This is a genomic window from Burkholderia semiarida (assembly GCF_029268935.1).
In the GTDB taxonomy this organism is placed as follows: Bacteria; Pseudomonadota; Gammaproteobacteria; order Burkholderiales; family Burkholderiaceae; genus Burkholderia; species Burkholderia semiarida.
Map to the genome: position 1 here is coordinate 948021 of NZ_JAHLCL010000005.1, position 18762 is coordinate 966782.

The following is an 18762-nucleotide window of genomic DNA, read 5'->3' on the forward strand; positions in this document are numbered from 1 at the left end:
CGCATGCGCCGCCTGCAACGGCGGCGCGCCGCGCAAGACCGCTCAGGTCACCGCGCCGCGTTCGGCGAATTCGGGCGCCTTCCACGCATCGGTGGCGAGGATGTCGCGCAGCGTCTCGACCGCATCCCACACGTCGACGAAGCGCGTATAGAGCGGCGTGAAGCCGAAGCGCAGCACGTACGGCTCGCGGTAGTCGCCGATCACGCCGCGCGCGATCAGCGCCTGCATCACTTCGTAGCCGTGCGGATGCTCGAAGCTCGCCTGCGAGCCGCGCTGGTGATGCGCGCGCGGCGTGACGAGCTTCAGCGACAGGCCCGCGCAGCGCGCTTCGACGAGCGCGATGAACGCGTCGGTCAGCGCGAGCGACTTGCGGCGGATCGCATCCATGTCGGTCTGCAGGAACACGTCGAGCCCGCATTCGACCATCGACATCGACACGATCGGCTGCGTGCCGCACAGGAAGCGCGCGATGCCCGGATCCGGCGCGAAGCCCGGCTGCATCGCGAACGGCGCGCGATGGCCCCACCAGCCCGACAGCGGCTGCGAGAAATGCGCGAGGTGACGCTGCGGCACCCACACGAACGCGGGTGAGCCGGGGCCGCCGTTCAGGTACTTGTACGTGCAGCCGACCGCGCCGTCCGCGCGTGCGCCGTTCAGGTCGACCGGCACCGCGCCGGCCGAGTGCGCGAGATCCCACAGCATCAGCGCGCCCGCGTCGTGCACGAGCTGCGTGACGGCCGGCATGTCGTGCATGTAGCCGGTGCGGTAGTTCACGTGCGTGATCATCGCGACGGCCGTGTCCGCGCCGAGCGCGCCGGGCAGGTCGGCCGGATCGTCGATCAGGCGCAGCTCGTAGCCGCCGCCGAGCTGTTCGATCAGCCCCTGCGCGATATACAGATCGGTCGGGAAGTTCGAGCGCTCCGACACGATCACGCGGCGCTCGGGCGCGCGCTCGGCCTGGTGGCGCAGCATCGCCGACAGCAGCTTGAACAGGTTGATCGAGATGGTGTCGGTCACGACCGTTTCGCCGGGCGCGCCGCCGATCAGCGTCGCGAGCTTGTCGCCGAGGCGGCGCGGCAGCGCGAACCAGCCGGCCGTGTTCCAGCTGCGGATCAGGCCTTCGCCCCATTCGGCGCCGATCACCTGCTGCGCGCGGGCGGCCGACGCGCGCGGCTGCGCGCCGAGCGAATTGCCGTCGAGGTAGATCACGCCGTCGGGCAGCGAGAACTGGTCGCGCAGCGGCGCCAGCGGGTCGTCGCGGTCGAGCGCGAGCGCGTCTTCACGGGTCTTGATCATCATGATGTGGGGTCGTGGGTCGGGGTAGTCAGGCGGCGCGTGCGGGCAGCGCGCGCAGCACCGCGCGCACGGGGCTCGCGTCGAGCGTCGCGAATTTCAGCGGCAGCGCGATCAATTCGTAGTCGCCGGGCGGCACGTCGTCGAGCACGATGCCTTCGAGGATCGCCATCCGGTGCGCGCGCACGCGATGGTGCGCATCCATCGTCTTCGATTCCTGCGGGTCGAGCGACGGCGTGTCGATGCCGATCAGCTTGACGCCATGCGCGGCGAGCAGATCGACGGTGTCGGGCGCGACCGCGCAGAAATGGCTGTCCCATCGTTCGACCGCGGCGCGCGCATACGTGCGCAGCAGCACGCGCGGCGGCACGCCGTCGAGCGCGGCCGCGATATCGGCCGGCCGCACGACGGGCGCCGCGCCGATGCAATGGATCACGCGGCACGGGCCGAGATAGGTGTCGAGCGGCACCGCGCCGATCGGCGCGCCGTCGGCGTCGTAGTGCAGCGGCGCGTCGCAGTGCGCGCCCGTGTGCGGCGACAGCGTCAGGCGCGCGACGTTGACCGGCGAACCGGCCTCCATCCGCCACACGCGCTCGACGGAAACCGGCGTATCGCCCGGCCACACGGGGGTGGCGGGGCTGACGGGCGGCGAGATGTCCCAGAGTGTGTCCATGGCATGACGAATCGTGAATCGATGCATCGAATGATAGGTGGACGCTCGCAGAAAGTGCTTGCGAAATAAACATGGACAATCCGCCGGATTGGCAGATAATTCGACTCAGAGGGAAAACGGGGACCAAAAATGCACGCGATCACGCTCGATGCCACCGACTGCCGGATTCTGGCGGTATTGCAGGAGGAGGGCAGAATCAGCAATCTCGACCTGGCCGAACGCATTTCGCTTTCGCCATCCGCCTGCCTGCGCCGCATGCGCCTGCTCGAGGAGCAGGGCGTGATCGAGCACTATCGCGCGTGCCTGAGCCGCGAGAAGCTCGGCTTCGAGCTCGAGGCGTTCGTGCAGGTGTCGATGCGCAACGAAGAGAATCAATGGCACGAGCGCTTCGCGGAAGCGCTGCGCGAATGGCCGGAGGTGGTCGGCGCGTTCGTCGTGACGGGCGAGAGCCACTATCTGCTGCGCGTGCTCGCGCACAACCTCAAGCACTATTCGGATTTCGTGCTGAACCGCCTGTACAAGGCGCCGGGCGTGATGGACATCCGTTCGAACATCGTGCTGCAGACGCTGAAGGACGAAGCCGGCGCGCCGGTCGGCCTCGCGCGCACGGGGGCGATCAAAGCGGTGTGAGGCCGTGGAAGCCGCCGCCGTGGAACACGAGCGGCGGGGCGGCGTCCGATACGGCGCGCACGCCGCAGCGCTCCACTTCGCCGACGAAGATCACGTGGTCGCCTTCGTCGTAGCGGCTGCGGTTGTGGCATTCGAACCACGCGAGCGCGCCGTCGAGCACGGGCATCCCCGAGTTGCCGGCCGCGTGCGCGATCCCTTCGAAGCGGTCGCCCTTGTAGGTGGAAAAGCGCTTGCACAGGTCGAGCTGCGACGCCGCGAGCACGTTCACCACGTAATGGCTGTTGCCGCGGAACACCGGCGTCGACGCCGATTTGTGCGCGAGGCTCCACAGCACGAGCGGCGGATCGAGCGAAACCGAATTGAACGAGCTGGCGGTGATGCCGATCAACTGGCCGGACGGCGCCTGCGTCGTGATCACCGTCACGCCCGTCGCGAACTGGCCGAGCGCCTGCCGGAAGGCGGCCGAGTCGAAATCCGGCGGATTGGCGTGGCTCATCGGGCAGCCATCCGGAACGGGACGGGCGGGCGCGGCACGGCGCGGGTGCGACGGGCGCGGCGGACGAAAGACGACAAGGCGGTCGATGAGGAAGGGGTGCGCATGGCCCGATTTTAGCGGAATCGGGGCCGCCGGGCCCGGTCGGGCGGCGCGTCGTGACGGCAGGGTGACGTAGCGAACAGTGCGGCGCGCGGCCGGCATCGCGGTTCCGTCACGCTTTTTGACGGTGCGGCCGTTCGTCCCGACGCCGGATTGCGCTGCAGGGCATTGCATCGCAGCGCGACCCGCGCTATCGCGCCGCCGCCAGCCCGAGCGACAGCGCCCCCGTCACGATCAGGCTCGACGCCCACACCGTGTCGAGATTGAACCAGCTCCGCGACACGAACTTCAGCCCGAGATAGCGGTACACGAGCCATGCGAGCCCGCCGCCGGCGGCGATCATCGCGGCCGCGTGCACGGCCGCGACGACGAGCGCCATCCCGAGATGCGCATCGACGAGCATCGCCGCCGCGCGGTGGCCGGCATCGCGGTCGAGCCCGCAGAGGCCGAGGTAGATCGGCACGAGCATCAGCCCCGCGCCGTGCGCGAGCGCGACCGCGAACGACCACAGGCCGAGCCGCGCCGGCGGAATCCGCGCGAGCGCCCGCGGATGCCGGCGCCGGATCAGCAGCACCGCGCCGAAGCCGATCACGAGCGCGCTCGCGCCGACGCGGATCGCCGTCTGCCACGCGAGCAGCGCGGCGAGCAGCCCGAACGGCAGCATCACCGTGAAGACGGCGAGCGCATGACCGAGCGCGAGATAGCCGAGCGCCGCGACGAGCGCGCCGCCGCGGCGCGTCATCAGCGCGTTCGACACCGCGAGCGGCCAGCCCATCGCCGGGTTGAGCCCGTGATAGACGCCGCTCGCGAGCACGGCCGCCCACAGCGCGAACGGCGCATGAAGCCCGGCGCTCAACGCTTGACCGACGGATAGCAGAACGAGTCGGTCGAGCAGTCGCCGCCTTCGAGCCGGATCTGGTGCGCGCGATAGCCGTCGGGGAATTCGACCCAGTAGTCGTCGGCGAGCGTCAGCCCGCCGTCCGGCCCCGCGTGCGCGAGCACCTGCGCGGCCGGCACGCCGTCCGGATAGAACTGGTCGTCCCACGTCGAATAGAGCGAGTTGGTCCAGTACACGCGCCGGCCGTCGCGGCTGATCTCGACCATCTGCGGGCCGCCCGCGAACGTGCGGCCGTTCGAGTGCGGCGCACGGCGCGCGATGCCGCCGATGCGCACCGACCCGGCGAGCACCGGGTGGTGCGGGTCCGACACGTCGTACTGGCGCATCTCGCCGGTGCCCCAGCACGACACGTACAGGAAGCGGTCGTCGAGCGACAGGTCGATGTCGGTCACGAGCGGCGGCACCGCGCCGAATCCTTGCAGCAGCGGCGGCAACTCGTCGGCCGGCGCCGGCTCGGCGGGGATCGTCGCGGTCTTCTTCACATGGAACTTGCCGCCTTCGCGCCACCAGGTCCAGATCGAACCTTCGAGATTGGTCGTATCGACCACGACGCCGACGAATCCGTACTCGCGCACCGGGTCGTGCGCGGGCCGCACCTCGAGCGCCATCTGGTGCTGCGCGCCGAGATCGATCGTCTGCACGTTGCGTCGCGCGCGCAGATCCCAGAAATGCAGCCGGTGCCCGTACTTGTTCGCGAGCAGATCCTCGGGGACGATCCCGTTCTCGAATTGCGGCGGCAGCGCCCATTCGCTCGACACCATGTAGTCGCGCGGCAGGTTCCACCAGAAGTCGTAGTGCTTGTCCTGCGGGCCGCGGTCGATTTCCCAACGGCCGAGCACGTCGAAGGTTTCGCAATCCATGATGAAGATGCCGGGCGCGCCGTCGGTGCCGTCCTTGCCCGCCCCTCCGAGCGTGCTCACGTAGATGCCCTCGGGGCCGCAATGCACGGTGTGCGGCCGCGAATAGCCGGTTTTCGCGAAGATCTCGTCGGGCTCGATGATCTTGTGGATGCGCGCCTGCGTCGGATGCGGCTTCGTGTCGATCACGTAGATGCGCGACGAGCGCAGGCCGGGGATGATCAGGAAGCGGCGCTCGAGGAACGCATGGCCGGTGAGCGGCGACAGCGACGACGAGCACGCATTCCAGCCGAAATGGTGAAACTCGTCGCCGGTGTTCGGCATCGTCACCGTATGCACGATCTTGCCGTACGTCGACGAACCGGGCTTCACGTCGATCACGGCGAGCGCGTCGGGTCTGGAAAAATCGGGGCTCAGCAACAACGTATAGGCAAACTCTTCCGCCGGCGCCTGCATCGCAAGCTCGGGCGAAGCGTGAAACGTCGGGTCAGGCCGCATGCTCATGGTGGTGTCTCTCGAAGGTGTCGGATCGTGGACGCACGGCCGTTCGTTGCGGACGTGCGGACTGCGGTGGCCGCGCGGCGCGCATCATGCCGGCGGAGCGAGCGGCAGGCGAATGCAACGCGTCGGCGATGCGCGCGATGCCGTGCATCAGGTCGTGAAAGCGGGAAAAGGCGACGGGTTGCCACGCGGCGCGCTCCGTGAAACGGGCACGCGCCACCGCGACGGTGCGATTGACGTAGCGGCGAGCGGGGCCGCGACGCAGGCGATGTCTGTTAAGGCGTGCATATCGATGTTCCGGCAGATGGTGTTGGCATCGGGGTCGGGCATGCATCGGACGCTGGGTTGACGCGGCGGGGTGACCGCCGCGTGCGCGTGCCTAGTGTAGACGAGAAATACGCTGCCGGTCGCGTGCGACGCCTGGCCGATCTGCCAGTTTCGCGCGCGAGTGAGATACTTGCCGGAGTGCCGCCGCGTCCCGCACCGCGGGCCGGCAGCGGCGATGCGAAACCGTGGCAGCCGGCACGCGTGTGCCGGCTGCCATCATCCACGAGAGGCTGATTTCATGGGGAACGAAATGCTTGAAACCGCGACGCTCGGAGGCGGGTGTTTCTGGTGCACGGAGGCCGTGTTTCTCGACGTCGACGGCGTGACGGCCGTCCAGTCGGGTTACGCGGGCGGTCATACGCGCAATCCGGGCTATCGCGACATCTGCGAAGGCGACACGGGCCACGCGGAAGTCGTCAACGTGACGTTCGACCCGGCGCGCATCGGTTATCGCGAGATCCTCGAGATTTTCTTCGCGACGCACGATCCGACCCAGTTGAACCGGCAGGGCAACGACGTCGGCACGCAATACCGGTCGGTCGTGTTCACGCACTCGGATGCGCAACGCGATACGGCGCTCGACGTGATCCGCGAGCTCGAGCGCGAACAGGTGTTCGGCCAGCCGATCGTCACGCAGGTCGTGCCGCTCGACGGCAACTACTGGCCGGCCGAGGACTATCATCAGAACTATTACGCGCGCAACCCGGGGCAGGGCTATTGCTCGGTCGTGATCGGGCCGAAGCTCGCGAAATTCCGGCAGAAGTTCTCGCACCGGCTGAAGTCGCTGCGCGGCGCCTGAGCGTCGGCCGCGGCAACCGGCGTCACGCCGCCTCGTTGCGCCACTGCGCGCACGCGGCGGCGATTTCGCGTGCGAGTGCAAGGCACGACAGCGGCGCCGAGCCTTCCGCCTTGTTGTTGATCGTGATGATCACCGGCTGGCCGGCCAGCGCGTAGCGCGCGGCCAGTTCGGCGAGCGCCGAACGCGTGGCCGGATCCTCGTCGACGAGCTTGTCGAACGGCTCGTATTTCGCTTTCGCCTGCTCGTACTTGAAGCCGCCGTGCAGGCTCCAGCGCACGATCAGCGGGCCCGGCGCGTCGCCGTCGAGCAGCGCGAGCGCGGCGGCCTGGCGCAGCGGGTCGGGCATCCGCGCGTGCAGGCCGACGCAGTAGCGCACGCCGAGCGCGGCCAGTGCGCGGATGAAGCGCGGCGTGAGCAGGCTCGCGTCGCGGATCTCGATCGCATAGCGCGTGCCGTCGGCGTCCGGCGGCAACGGCGGCAGCGCCGCGAAGAACGCGGCGAGCCGGTCGATCAGCGCGGCCGGCTGCGCGAGCAGTTGATCGGGCAGCGGCGAGAACTGGAACACGAGCACGCCGGCTTTCCGGCCGAGCCCGTCGAGGCACGGCTGGACGAATTCGCGGGTCGCGAGCGGCGCATCGAGAAACGTCGGGTTCGGCCCGGACGGCTCGCCGCGCCGGCCGCGGATCACCGCGTCGGTCACCGCGGCCGGCGCCTTCACGACGAAGCGGAAATCGTCGGGCACCTGCTGCGCGTAGCGCAGGTAGTCGGCCACCGACAGCGGGCCGTAGAACGACCGGTCGAGGCTCACGCTTTTCAGCAGCGGATGCGCGCCATACGCTTCGAGCCCTTCGCGCGACAGCTTCGTCTGCGCGAAGTCGCCGTCGTAGACGATGCCGTTCCAGCCGGGGAAATACCACGACGACGTGCCGAGCCGCACGTTCGGCGGCAGGCCGGCCGCGACTTCGGCGACGTCCGCCGAGATCGGCGCGGGCAGCACGCCGCGCTTGCGGCGGCCTTTCTTCGGCGGGGCGGCCGCCGACGGCGGTTCGTCCCACAGCAGGCCGGACGACGGGGCGGGTGCGTCTTCGGCGGCGGGGCGGGAGATCGTACGGGCGGGCGGCGCCGGTCGCGGGTCCTTCGCTGCGTCCGGCGTCACGGGCTCATCGGGGCTGGCGGAGCGGTCACCGTCCGCTGGCGACGTGCGTGCAGTGTCCGTCGGCACGCCGAACAGGTCGAACTGCCCGTCGGCGTGCGACTCGTCGGTGTCGTCGTGCCGCTGTCGTTGTGGCGGCGCCTTGCGCCGCGTCCTGCCGTCACCCATGCATGCCCAGCGTGATGCGCCGCCTAGCGCGGCAGCGCGTGTTCGTACATATAGCGCCGCGACCACGGCAGCGTTTTCGCGCTGCGCCCGGCCTTGCGGCACACGATCTGGAAGATCGACACGTCGTCGTGCTCGAACGCATACGCGCAGCCGGCGAGATACACGCGCCAGATGCGGAATTTTTCGTCGTCGACGAGCTTTCGCGCTTCCTCGGCTTTCGCCTCGAAGTTTTCCGTCCAGATGTCGAGCGTGCGCGCATAGTGCCGGCGCAGGCTTTCGACGTCAACCGCCTCGAGCCCGCCGCGCTGCGCCGCTTCGAGCGCGAGGCTGATGTGCGGGAGCTCGCCGTCGGGGAACACGTAGCGGTCGATGAATTCGCCGCCGCCGAGCGCGGTTTCGCCGCTTTCCGCGTCGGTCGACGTGATCCCGTGGTTCATCGCGATGCCGTCGTCGGTCAGCAGCTCGCGGACGCGCGAGAAATAGAGCGGCAGGTTCTTGCGCCCGACGTGCTCGAACATCCCGACGCTCGTGATGCGGTCGAACTGGCCTTCGATCTCGCGGTAATCCTGCAGACGAATCTCGATCCTGTCTTCCAGCCCCGCCGCCTTCACGCGCGCGGTCGCGAGGTCGAACTGGTTCTGCGACAGCGTCACGCCGAGACACGTCGCGCCGAACTTCTGCGCGGCGCGCAGCACGAGCGCGCCCCAGCCGCAGCCGATGTCGAGCAGGCGCTGGCCGGGCTGCAGCTGGATCTTCGTCAGGATGTGGTCGATCTTCTTGATCTGCGCGGTGGCGAGATCCTCGTCGCCGTTCTCGAAGTACGCGCACGAGTACACCATGTTCTCGTCGAGCCACAGCTTGTAGAACTCGTTCGAGACGTCGTAGTGGTACTGGATCGCTTTCTTGTCGGTGCTCTTCGTGTGATTGAAGTAGCGCTTCACGCGTGCGAGCTTGCTCGCGCTCGTCACGGTGCTGCGCGCGAGCGAGTAGCCGATGTTGATGATGTCCGACAGCTTGCCTTCGATGTCGATCTTGCCCTTCACGTATGCCTCGCCGAGGTTGTCGAGGCTCGGTTCGAGCAGCAGCGGCAGCGCCGACGCGCTGTTCACCTTCAGCGTGACCTGCGGCGCGCTGAAGGTGCCGAAATCGAGTTGATCGCCGTTCCACAGCACGAGGCGCGCCGGTATGTTCGCTTTCGCCCGTACTTCGTCCGCCCACTGTGCCAGCTTCTTTTCCCAGAACATTTGGATTCTCCGTTTGTTCGTTGAATCGAATACAGCCAAGTATCTTGACCGGCGCCCGCCGCGTGCGGCGCGGGCGCCCGGATGCAACCCGGAACACGACCGGCATGCGCCGGCGCCGCGCTTACGGCGACAGGCGCGAGATCGTCCAGCCCGACGCCGCCGCGGTGTCGCGCGTATAGAGCAGGCGGTCGTGCAGCCGCGACGGGCGCCCCTGCCAGAACTCGATCGCGTCGGGCACGAGGCGGTAGCCGCCCCAGTGCGGCGGGCGCGGCGGGTTGTCGCCATAGCGTTCGCCGACGGCCTTTTCGCGCGCTTCGAGCGTCGCGCGGCTGTCGATCACGGTGCTCTGGTCCGACGCCCACGCGCCGATGCGCGAGCCGAGCGGGCGCGACGCGAAATAGCGGTCGCTTTCTTCCGCGCTGGTTTTCTCGATCCGGCCTTCGATGCGTACCTGGCGCTCGAGCTCGATCCAGTAGAACAGCAGCGCGGCGTGCGGATGCACGGCCAGATCGTGCCCCTTGCGGCTTTCGTAATTGGTGAAGAAGACGAACCCGCGTTCGTCGACGCCCTTGATGAGCACGATCCGGGCCGACGGCCGGCCGTCGGCGCCGACGGTCGCGAGCGTCATCGTGTTCGGCTCGGGCAGCTTGGCGGCGAGCGCCTCCTTGAACCAGCGATCGAACTGGGCGAAGGGGTCGGGGGCGGCATCGGCTTCGTCGAGCGAAGCGCGCGAATAGTTGATCCGAAGATCGGCGAGAGTCGTCATGTTATGCAAACGCTTCAATCTGGGGCCAGTATAGCGAACGCGCGAGAATCGTGCGTGCACGGTAGCGCGTGCGAGCGGGGAGTTCAGGCAGAATAGAGGGCTGCACGACTTACGTTTTCCTTGCTGCCATGTCCGCCGCCGACGCCGCCCCGCCCAGTTCTTCCGATCTTACCCCGACCCCGGAAATCCAGCTTGACGTGGATCGCGCGCGGCGTTTCGGCGGCGTCGCGCGCCTGTACGGCGCGCCGGCGGCCGCCGCGTTCGAGCGGGCGCACGTCGCGGTGATCGGGATCGGCGGCGTCGGGTCGTGGGTGGCCGAGGCGCTCGCGCGCAACGCGGTCGGCACGTTGACGCTGATCGATCTCGACAACGTCGCGGAAAGCAACACGAACCGGCAGATCCATGCGCTCGACGGCAATTACGGCAAGCCGAAGGTCGACGCGATGGCCGAGCGCATCGCGCTGATCGATCCCGCATGCCGCGTGAACCGCGTCGAGGATTTCGTCGAGCCCGACAATTTCGACGCGCTGCTCGGCGGCGGCTTCGACTACGTGATCGATGCGATCGACAGCGTGCGCACGAAGGTCGCGCTGATCGCGTGGTGCGTCGCGAAACGGCAGCCGTTGATCGTCGTCGGCGGCGCGGGCGGGCAGCTCGACCCGACGCGCATTCGCATCGACGATCTCGCGCTGACGATTCAGGATCCGCTGCTGTCGAAGGTCCGCGCGCAGTTGCGCAAGCAGCACGGCTTTCCGCGCGGGCCGAAGGCGCGCTTCAAGGTCAGCGCCGTGTATTCGGACGAGCCGCTGATCTATCCGGAAGCGGCGGCCTGCGACATCGAGGACGGCGCCGAGCCGTCCGCCGCCGCGCACGTCGCGGGGCTCAACTGTGCGGGCTTCGGTTCGAGCGTGTGCGTGACCGCGAGCTTCGGTTTCGCGGCGGCCGCGCATGCGCTGCGGGCGATCGCGGCACGGGCGGCCGGCTGAACGCGCGGCGCGCGGGCACGCAACGACGATGCCGCGGCGCGGGTGACGTGCCGCGAGCGATAGGCCGATGCAGCCGGGCCGTGGCGGCCCGGCCGGTCGTGCGTCGGGTCAGTTGAGCGCCATGCTCAGCTTGCGTCGCCACGCGGCGACGAGGTCGGGGCGATCGCCGGCCAGTTCGAACACGGAGATCATCGTGCGGCGGCCGAGATCGTCGCCGTACGCGCGATCGCGCGTCACGATTTCCAGCAACTGTTCCAGCGCCCCTTCGTACGCGCGCCGCGCGATCAGGCTCTGCGCGAGGTCGAAGCGCGCGTCGAGATCGGCCGGGTTCGCCGCGATGCGCGCCTCGAGCGCGTCGGTCGGCGGCAGGTCGGCCGTGGCGTCGAGCGCGTCGAAACGGGTCTTGATCGCCTGGTAGCGCGGGTCGCCGTTCTGCACGGTTTGCGGCGACAGGCGCTCGGTCTCCGCGCGTGCGGCATCGACTTCGTTGCGCGCGAGCAGCAGCTCGATCAGGTCGAGGCGCGCGTCGTCGTAGCCGGGGTTCAGCGCGAGCGCCGCTTCGAGGTGCGCGCGCGCATCGTCGAAGCGCTGTTCGGCCATCGCGTACTGCGCGGCGCGGCGTTCGGCTTCCTCGGGGGCCGGCAGCAGGCGGTCGAGGAACGCGCGCAACTGCCCTTCGGGCAGCACGCCGACGAACTGGTCGACCGGCCGCCCGTCGGCGAACGCGATCACGTGCGGGATGCTGCGCGTCTGGAAGTGCGCGGCGAGCTCCTGGTTCTCGTCGACGTTGACCTTCACGAGCTTCCAGCGGCCTGCGTAGTCGGCTTCGAGCTTTTCCAGCAGCGGGCCGAGCGTCTTGCAGGGGCCGCACCACGGCGCCCAGAAGTCGACCAGCACGGGCGTGTCCAGCGACGCCTCGATGACGTCTTTCTCGAATGTGGCAAGCGTGGTGTCCATGGCGTTCTCTTCCGTTCGAATATCGTCAGGGTGGGGGCGGTGCGCCGCTTTTTCAACGCGGCTTCGCTTCGGGCAGCGCAATCCATTCGGTCTCGCCGGGCACCTTGCCCATCTCCTGGCGCGTCCACGCCGCTTTCGCGCGTTCGATCGCGTCGCGGCTGCTCGCGACGAAATTCCACTCGATGAAGCGTTCGCCGTCCATCCGGTCGCCGCCGAGCAGCATCGCGCGCGCGCCGCTGCCGCTCGTCAGCGTGACGCTCGCGCCCGGCGCGAGCACGGCCATCCGCTCGGCCGGCACCGGCGCGCCGTCGATCGCGAGCTCGCCGTCGACCACGTACACCGCGCGCTCCTCGTGCGACGCATCGAGTTCGAGCCGGCCGCCGGCCGCGAATTCGGCCGCGACGTACAGCGTGCGCGAGAACGTCGTCACGGGCGAGCGCAGCCCGAATGCGTCGCCGGCGATCACCGTCAGCGCCACGCCGTCTTCGTCGCGCTTGGGCAGCGTGTCGGCCGCGTGGTGCTCGAACGACGGCTCGGTCGTCTCGTGCGCTTTCGGCAGCGCGACCCAGGTCTGGATCCCGTGCACAGTGTGGCCGCTCGCGCGCTGCGCGTCGGGCGTGCGCTCCGAGTGGACGATCCCGCGGCCGGCCGTCATCCAGTTCACGTCGCCCGGCACGATTTCCTGCCGCGAGCCGAGGCTGTCGCGGTGCAGGATCGCGCCGTCGAACAGATAGGTGACCGTCGCGAGCCCGATGTGCGGATGCGGGCGCACGTCGAGCCCCGTGCCGGCCGGCAGCATGGCGGGCCCCATGTGATCGAAGAAGATGAACGGGCCGACGAGGCGTGCGGCGAGCGCGGGCAGTGTGCGGCGCACCTGCAGGTTGCCGATGTCGCGCACGTGCGGCTTCAGCAAGGCTTTGATCGAGTCGGTCATGGCGGGCCTCGTGGGGAACGGCTGGATTGCCGGTCATTGTACTGGCGGCACGGCGGCGCGCGTGACGGGCAGCGCGAAACGCGCGCGGCGCGATGCGGCCGTGGCGGGCACGCATCGTGCGGTGTCCACCGCGTCGCGCGAGCCGCTGCGCCCGCTGCCGATTCCATGCGCGCCGCGCGGGTATCCGGCGCGGCGGCGAAACCCGGTAGACTGACCGGCTTCACAACGACGATTCGACAATCGAGGAGACGCCGATGATGGCCCCGAAGGATCTGCTGCTCGCGCTGGTCGTGATTCTGGCGTGGGGCGTGAACTTCGTCGTGATCAAGGTCGGCCTGCATGGCATGCCGCCGATGCTGCTCGGCGCGCTGCGCTTCACGCTCGCGGCCGTGCCGGCGGTCTTCTTCGTGCGCCGGCCGCAGATTTCGTGGCGGCTGCTGGTGCTGTACGGTGCGACGATCCAGCTTGGCCAGTTCGTGTTCCTGTTCACCGGCATGTACGTCGGCATGCCGGCCGGCCTCGCGTCGCTCGTGCTGCAGTCGCAGGCGTTCTTCACGCTGGTGTTCGCGATGCTGTTCCTCGGCGAGCGGCTGCGCGTGCAGAACCTGGTCGGGCTCGCGATCGCCGCGGGCGGGCTCGTCGTGATCGCCGCGCAGGGCGGCCGCGCGATGACGCTCGCGGGCTTCCTGCTGACGATCTGCTCGGCCGCGATGTGGGCCTTCGGCAATATCGTCACGAAGAAGGTCGGGAAGGCGAACCTCGTGTCGCTCGTCGTGTGGGCGAGCCTCGTGCCGCCCGTGCCGTTCTTCCTGCTGTCGTTGTGGTTCGAGGGGCCGCGGCGGATCGCGACCGCGCTCGCCGGGCTCGACGGCGCGTCGATCTTCGCGGTCGTCTATCTGGCGTTCGTCGCGACGCTGCTCGGCTACGGGCTGTGGAGCCGCCTGCTGTCGCGCTATCCGGCCGCGCAGGTCGCGCAGTTCTCGCTGCTGGTGCCGATCGTCGGGCTCGCGTCGTCGGCGCTGCTGCTCGACGAGCATCTGACGCAAGCGCAGCTGATCGGCGCCGCGCTCGTGATGGGCGGGCTCGCGGTGAACGTGTTCGGCGGGAAACTGCTGAGCCGCTTCGCGGCATCGTCGTGACGCGCCGGCACGCGCTGCGTGCCGGCGGCAGGGAACGGATGGCGCTCAGGCCATCCGGCTCTTCGCGAGCGGCGGATTCGCGGCGAAGTAGCGCTTGATGCCGCGGAAGATCGCGTCGGCCATCTCGTCGCGATAGCTGTCGTCGTTGAGCCGGCGCTCTTCGTCCGGGTTGCTGATGAACGCGGTCTCGACGAGGATCGACGGGATGTCGGGCGCCTTCAGCACCGCGAACCCGGCCTGCTCGACCGAGCCCTTGTGCAGCTTGTTGATGCCGCCCACTTCCTTCAGCACGTAGTTGCCGTAGCGCAGCGAATCGCGGATCTGCGCGGTCGTCGACATGTCGAACAGCGCGCGGCTGACTGCCGCGTCCTGGGTCTTGATGTTGATGCCGCCGATCAGGTCGGACGAGTTTTCCTTGTTCGCGAGCCAGCGCGCCGCGGCGCTCGATGCGCCGTGGTCGGACAGCGCGAACACCGACGAGCCGCGCGCGGACGGCGTCGTGAACGCGTCCGCGTGGATCGACACGAACAGATCCGCGCCGACGCGGCGCGCCTTCTGCACGCGCACGTTCAGCGGCACGAAGAAATCGGCGTCGCGCGTCATCATCGCGCGCATGTTCGGGGCGGCGTCGATCTTCGCGCGCAGCTTCTTCGCGATGTCGAGCGCGATGTGCTTCTCGTACGTGCCGTTGCCGCCGATCGCGCCCGGATCCTCGCCGCCGTGGCCCGGGTCGATCGCGACCGTCAGCAGGCGCACGGTGCCGCCCTTGCCCGATTTCGGCGCGGTGAACTTGTAGGTGTCGCCGTCGTCGTCGCTGTCGTCGCGGCGCGCGATGACGGGCGGCGGCTTGACGGCCGGCTTCGCGGGCGTCGACGGCGTGCCGGCGGCCGGCGGCGTGTGCGGCGCGGCCGGCGTGTTCTGCGCGAAACGCTGGAAGAATGCGTCGCTGTTGTCGCCCGCGGCGGGCGGCGGGGTGCCCGGGCCGGCCAGCGTGGACGGCGGCTGCATCTGCTGCGCGCGCGCGGTGTCGTTGAGCGCCTGTTCCTTGCGTTCCGTCTGTGCGATCAGGTCGGACAGCGGATCGGGCGCGACGGCCGGGTACAGGTCGAACACGAGCCGGTACTTGTACGTGCCGACGGGCGGCAGCGTGAACACCTGCGGCTTCACCGAGCCTTTCAGGTCGAACACCATCCGCACGACGTGCGGCTGATACTGGCCGACGCGCACCGACTGGATCTGAGGATCGTTCGGCGCGATCTTCGAGACGAGGTCGCGCAGCGCCTGGTCGAGGTCGAGGCCGTTCAGGTCGACGACGAGACGGTCGGGGCCCTGCAGCAGTTGTTGGCTATTCTGCAGCGGCTGGTCGGATTCGATCGTGACGCGCGTGTAATCGCGTGCGGGCCACACGCGCACGCCGAGCACCGACGACGCGTGCGCGAGCCGCGGCGCGACGAGACCGAGCACCAGCGTCGACGCCCCCGCGCGCAGGATCTGACGGCGCCGCCAGTTGTGCGTCGCGGTGGCCGCCGATTCGATCGAGCGGAACGGTTTGATCAACATCTTTCGAGACATGCGTTTCCTGAAGCGCTGTACGCCCGGACGGTGAGGACGCGGCCGTCGCCGTCCACGTCGAGCGAGAAAACCAGATCGGGCACGCCGAGCAGGGCGCCCGCCTGTTGCGGCCATTCGACGAGGCAGATCGCGCTGGAATTGAAATATTCGCGAAAGCCTGCGTCCGACCATTCGGCCGGATCGTTGAATCGATACAGATCGAAGTGATAGACCTCGAGTTCCCCGTCGCTGCGTTCGAGCGCGTACGGCTCGACGAGCGTATAGGTCGGGCTGCGCACGCGCCCCTGGTGGCCGAGGCCGCGCAGGATCGCGCGCACGAGGGTCGTCTTGCCCGCGCCGAGATCGCCGACCAGCTGGATCTGCAGCCCGTCGAACGCGTGGGCGCGGTCGAGCGCGATGCGCGCGGCGTCGAGCGCGTGCGCGAAGCGGGTGCCGAAGGCCTCGGTTGCCGCTTCGTCGGCGAGCGCGATCACGCGCTCCGCGAGCGGGGCGGGCAGCATGGCGTGAGGCGGTTGGCTGGGCGTGGCTGGCATTCTCGTAAAATAGTGCGATGAACCGACTACCGGAACGCGCCGCATCCGACAGGCCTTCGACTCGTGCCGAAGGCGCGGCGCCGTGCGCGCTCGACGATGCGGCGTTGACTGCGCTCGCCGCTCGCATCAGGGCGTGGGGGCGCGAATTGGGTTTCGGGGCGATCGGCATCAGCGACACCGATCTCTCGGATGCCGAAGCAGGCCTCGCCGCCTGGCTGGAAGCCGGTTACCACGGCGAAATGGATTATATGGCGAAACATGGGATGAAACGCGCGCGGCCGGCCGAACTTGTGGCCGGTACGCGACGCGTGATCTCCGTGCGGCTCGCCTATTTACCGGCCCAAACGCTCGCTGACGACGAGCCCGGCGCGCTCGTGCCGCACGATTGGCGCGCGCGCGAACGCGCACGGCTCGACGATCCGCAGGCGGCCGTCGTGTCGATCTATGCGCGCGGCCGCGATTATCACAAGGTGCTGCGCAACCGGCTGCAGACGCTCGCGGAGCGCATCGAGCACGAGATCGGCGGGTTCGGCTATCGCGTGTTCACCGATTCGGCGCCCGTGCTCGAAGTCGAACTCGCGCAGAAGGCCGGGGTCGGCTGGCGCGGCAAGCACACGCTGCTGCTGCAGCGCGATGCCGGCTCGCTGTTCTTTCTCGGCGAGATCTACGTCGACCTGCCGCTGCCGACCGACGCGCGCACGTCGCCCGACACCGCGCCCGAGACGCCCGGCGCGCACTGCGGCAGTTGCACGCGCTGTATCGACGCGTGCCCGACCGGCGCGATCGTCGAGCCGTACCGCGTCGATGCGCGCCGCTGCATCTCGTACCTGACGATCGAACTGAAAGGCAGCATTCCCGAGCCGCTGCGGCCGATGATCGGCAATCGCGTGTACGGCTGCGACGACTGCCAGCTCGTGTGTCCGTGGAACAAGTTCGCGCAGGCCGCACCCGTCGCCGATTTCGACGTGCGGCACGGCCTCGACCGTGCGACGCTCGTCGAGCTGTTCGCGTGGGACGCGGACACGTTCGATACGCGGATGCAGGGCAGCGCGATCCGGCGCATCGGCTACGAAAGCTGGCTGCGCAATCTCGCGGTCGGGCTCGGCAATGCGCTGCGGGCTGGCGCGGACCGGCTCGCGCCGCCCGCGCGCGACGCGATCGTCGCCGCGCTGCGCGCCCGCGCCGACGATCCGTCGCCGGTCGTGCGCGAGCATGTCGAATGGGCGCTGCGAGCCGCGTGAAGGCGGCGTAAAGTGTCGTCGGCGCGCGGGCAGGGCCGCGCGCATCCCCCGGTCAGGAGAAGGCAATGTTCAACGCAGTGATCGACGCGCCGTTCGGCAAGGTCGGCATCCGCACGGATGCCGCGGTGGTGCGCGAGATCGTCTATCTGCCCGAGTCGATGAAGGCGGTCGAACCGGATTCGGCGCTCGCGAAGCGCGCGGTCCAGCAAATCGAACGTTATTTCGAGCGCGCGTCCGCGCGCTTCGACCTGCCGCTCGCCGACGTCGGCAGCGCATTCCAGCATCGCGTGTGGGACGTGATCAGCGACATCCCGCCCGGGACGGTGCTGACCTACGGCCAGGTCGCGAAGCGGATCGGCAGCGCGCCGCGCGCGGTCGGCCAGGCGTGCGGCGCGAACTACTTCCCGCTCGTGATTCCGTGCCATCGCGTCGTCGCGGCGGGCGGCCTCGGCGGGTTCGCGAACCACGACGACAACGGCTATTACCAGCGAGTGAAGCGCTGGCTGCTCGCGCACGAGGGCGTGCCATACCGATGAGCGAACCGATGATTTCCCCCGCGGCCGACGACGATGCCGTCGCGGCATCGCCCGCGCTGCTCGCGAGCCGCGCGTCGATCGACGTGTTCTGCGATGCGCTGTGGCTCGAACACGGGCTCGCGCGCAATACGCTCGACGCGTACCGGCGCGATCTGGTGCTGTTTTCCCAGTGGCTGGCCGCGACGCACGACGCGCCGCTCGACGCGGCCGACGAGGCGATGGTGACGGGCTACATCGCCGCACGCAGCGACGGCAAGGCGACGTCGTCGAACCGGCGGCTGTCCGTATTTCGTCGCTATTACGGCTGGGCCGTGCGCGAGCATCGCGCGAGCGCCGACCCGACGCTGCGGATCACGTCCGCGAAACAGGGCGCGCGGTTCCCGTCGACGTTGTCGGAGGCGCAGGTCGAGGCGCTGCTCGGCGCGCCCGACATCGGCACGCCGCTCGGCCTGCGCGATCGCACGATGCTCGAGCTGATGTACGCGAGCGGGCTGCGCGTGAGCGAACTCGTGACGCTGAAGACGGTCGAGGTCGGCCTCAACGAAGGCGTCGTGCGGGTGATGGGCAAGGGCTCGAAGGAGCGGCTCGTGCCGTTCGGCGAAGTCGCGCACGGCTGGATCGAACGCTACCTGCGCGACGCGCGGCCGGCATTGCTCGGCGCGCGCGCGGCCGACGCGCTGTTCGTGACCGCGCGCGGCGACGGGATGACGCGCCAGCAGTTCTGGAACATCATCAAGCGTCACGCGCAGCAGGCCGACGTGCGCGCGCACCTGTCGCCGCACACGCTGCGGCACGCGTTCGCGACGCACCTGCTGAATCACGGCGCCGACCTGCGCGTCGTGCAATTGCTGCTCGGCCACAGCGACATCTCGACCACGCAGATCTATACGCACGTCGCGCGCGAGCGGCTGAAGACGCTGCATGCGGAGCACCACCCGCGCGGGTGACGCGCGGCGCGCG

General features: G+C 69.2%; 21 protein-coding genes. 9 read left to right on the forward strand and 12 right to left on the reverse strand.

Going from position 1 to position 18762, the window contains the following annotated elements:
• Positions 1–42: 42 nt before the first annotated feature.
• Both kynU and kynB read right to left on the reverse strand, forming a co-directional pair.
• Positions 43–1296, reverse strand: a complete 1254-nt coding sequence (gene kynU, locus KPB06_RS11065; RefSeq protein ID WP_264160269.1) for a kynureninase — start codon at positions 1294–1296, stop codon at positions 43–45.
• A 28-nt stretch (positions 1297–1324) separates the two neighbouring features.
• The gene (kynB, locus tag KPB06_RS11070) at positions 1325–1966 is read right to left on the reverse strand and encodes an arylformamidase (RefSeq protein ID WP_059578446.1); all 642 of its coding nucleotides are present in this window, start codon (positions 1964–1966) and stop codon (positions 1325–1327) included.
• A gap of 129 nt (positions 1967–2095) precedes the next feature.
• On the opposite strand from kynB, the gene KPB06_RS11075 reads away from it, so the two are divergent.
• On the forward strand, positions 2096–2596 hold the full coding sequence (locus tag KPB06_RS11075; RefSeq protein WP_006477992.1) for an Lrp/AsnC family transcriptional regulator: 501 nt from the start codon (positions 2096–2098) through the stop codon (positions 2594–2596).
• Here KPB06_RS11075 and KPB06_RS11080 read toward each other — a convergent pair.
• The 3 genes from KPB06_RS11080 to KPB06_RS11090 form a co-directional block, all read right to left on the reverse strand.
• Positions 2583–3092: a flavin reductase family protein gene (locus KPB06_RS11080; protein WP_059578443.1), complete on the reverse strand. Its 510-nt coding sequence runs from the start codon at positions 3090–3092 to the stop codon at positions 2583–2585. The genes KPB06_RS11075 and KPB06_RS11080 overlap by 14 nt on opposite strands.
• A gap of 289 nt (positions 3093–3381) precedes the next feature.
• Positions 3382–4047 carry a hypothetical protein gene (locus KPB06_RS11085; protein WP_059578441.1) on the reverse strand — a complete coding sequence of 222 codons (666 nt, stop codon included), beginning with the start codon at positions 4045–4047 and terminating at the stop codon, positions 3382–3384.
• Positions 4044–5450, reverse strand: coding sequence for a selenium-binding protein SBP56-related protein (locus tag KPB06_RS11090; RefSeq protein WP_059578438.1), 1407 nt, complete (start codon positions 5448–5450; stop codon positions 4044–4046). The genes KPB06_RS11085 and KPB06_RS11090 overlap by 4 nt, the downstream gene beginning before the upstream one ends.
• A 112-nt stretch (positions 5451–5562) precedes the next feature.
• Between KPB06_RS11090 and KPB06_RS11095 the strand changes: the two genes are divergently transcribed.
• Together KPB06_RS11095 and msrA are read left to right on the forward strand one after the other, a co-directional pair.
• Complete coding sequence (locus KPB06_RS11095) at positions 5563–5796, forward strand: hypothetical protein (protein ID WP_226094298.1); 234 nt, start codon at positions 5563–5565, stop codon at positions 5794–5796.
• A gap of 216 nt (positions 5797–6012) precedes the next feature.
• A complete protein-coding gene (gene msrA / locus KPB06_RS11100) occupies positions 6013–6573 on the forward strand; it encodes a peptide-methionine (S)-S-oxide reductase MsrA (RefSeq protein ID WP_059578436.1) in 561 nt (186 codons plus the stop codon).
• A 22-nt stretch (positions 6574–6595) separates the two neighbouring features.
• On the opposite strand, the gene KPB06_RS11105 is transcribed toward msrA, so the two are convergent.
• The 3 genes from KPB06_RS11105 to pdxH form a co-directional block, all read right to left on the reverse strand.
• Positions 6596–7894, reverse strand: a complete 1299-nt coding sequence (locus tag KPB06_RS11105) for a DUF72 domain-containing protein (protein WP_059578434.1) — start codon at positions 7892–7894, stop codon at positions 6596–6598.
• Between the two features lie 23 nt (positions 7895–7917).
• Entirely contained in the window at positions 7918–9138 is a 1221-nt protein-coding gene (locus KPB06_RS11110; protein WP_124659056.1) for an SAM-dependent methyltransferase, read from the reverse strand.
• A gap of 121 nt (positions 9139–9259) precedes the next feature.
• Positions 9260–9904: a pyridoxamine 5'-phosphate oxidase gene (gene pdxH, locus KPB06_RS11115; RefSeq protein WP_059644820.1), complete on the reverse strand. Its 645-nt coding sequence runs from the start codon at positions 9902–9904 to the stop codon at positions 9260–9262.
• A 128-nt stretch (positions 9905–10032) separates the two neighbouring features.
• Here pdxH and KPB06_RS11120 point away from each other — a divergent pair, with 128 nt between their 5' ends.
• The gene (locus tag KPB06_RS11120; protein ID WP_059578424.1) at positions 10033–10890 is read left to right on the forward strand and encodes a tRNA threonylcarbamoyladenosine dehydratase; all 858 of its coding nucleotides are present in this window, start codon (positions 10033–10035) and stop codon (positions 10888–10890) included.
• A gap of 108 nt (positions 10891–10998) precedes the next feature.
• Here the strand turns inward: KPB06_RS11120 and trxA are convergent, their stop codons facing one another.
• Positions 10999–11847, reverse strand: coding sequence for a thioredoxin (trxA, locus tag KPB06_RS11125; RefSeq protein WP_059578420.1), 849 nt, complete (start codon positions 11845–11847; stop codon positions 10999–11001).
• Positions 11848–11899: 52 nt separating this feature from the next.
• On the reverse strand, positions 11900–12781 hold the full coding sequence (locus KPB06_RS11130; protein WP_059578417.1) for a pirin family protein: 882 nt from the start codon (positions 12779–12781) through the stop codon (positions 11900–11902).
• Here KPB06_RS11130 and KPB06_RS11135 point away from each other — a divergent pair.
• The gene (locus tag KPB06_RS11135) at positions 12780–12995 is read left to right on the forward strand and encodes a hypothetical protein (protein ID WP_060313693.1); all 216 of its coding nucleotides are present in this window, start codon (positions 12780–12782) and stop codon (positions 12993–12995) included. The genes KPB06_RS11130 and KPB06_RS11135 overlap by 2 nt on opposite strands.
• A 43-nt stretch (positions 12996–13038) precedes the next feature.
• Entirely contained in the window at positions 13039–13920 is an 882-nt protein-coding gene (locus KPB06_RS11140) for an EamA family transporter (protein WP_275905620.1), read from the forward strand.
• Between the two features lie 45 nt (positions 13921–13965).
• On the opposite strand, the gene KPB06_RS11145 is transcribed toward KPB06_RS11140, so the two are convergent.
• Positions 13966–15492 carry an N-acetylmuramoyl-L-alanine amidase gene (locus KPB06_RS11145; RefSeq protein ID WP_099316757.1) on the reverse strand — a complete coding sequence of 509 codons (1527 nt, stop codon included), beginning with the start codon at positions 15490–15492 and terminating at the stop codon, positions 13966–13968.
• Positions 15474–16025: a tRNA (adenosine(37)-N6)-threonylcarbamoyltransferase complex ATPase subunit type 1 TsaE gene (gene tsaE / locus KPB06_RS11150; RefSeq protein WP_059578407.1), complete on the reverse strand. Its 552-nt coding sequence runs from the start codon at positions 16023–16025 to the stop codon at positions 15474–15476. The genes KPB06_RS11145 and tsaE overlap by 19 nt, the downstream gene beginning before the upstream one ends.
• Before the next feature lie 17 nt (positions 16026–16042).
• Between tsaE and queG the strand changes: the two genes are divergently transcribed.
• The 3 genes from queG to xerD all read left to right on the forward strand — a co-directional run bounded on the left by queG (position 16043) and on the right by xerD (position 18749).
• Positions 16043–17266 carry a tRNA epoxyqueuosine(34) reductase QueG gene (gene queG / locus KPB06_RS11155; RefSeq protein WP_275905586.1) on the forward strand — a complete coding sequence of 408 codons (1224 nt, stop codon included), beginning with the start codon at positions 16043–16045 and terminating at the stop codon, positions 17264–17266.
• Between the two features lie 65 nt (positions 17267–17331).
• Positions 17332–17802: a methylated-DNA--[protein]-cysteine S-methyltransferase gene (locus KPB06_RS11160; RefSeq protein WP_059578402.1), complete on the forward strand. Its 471-nt coding sequence runs from the start codon at positions 17332–17334 to the stop codon at positions 17800–17802.
• Positions 17799–18749 (forward strand): site-specific tyrosine recombinase XerD, encoded by a 951-nt coding sequence (gene xerD / locus KPB06_RS11165; RefSeq protein WP_059644840.1) that lies wholly within the window; start codon positions 17799–17801, stop codon positions 18747–18749. Before KPB06_RS11160 ends, xerD begins: the two co-directional genes overlap by 4 nt.
• The last annotated feature ends 13 nt before the right edge of the window (positions 18750–18762 follow it).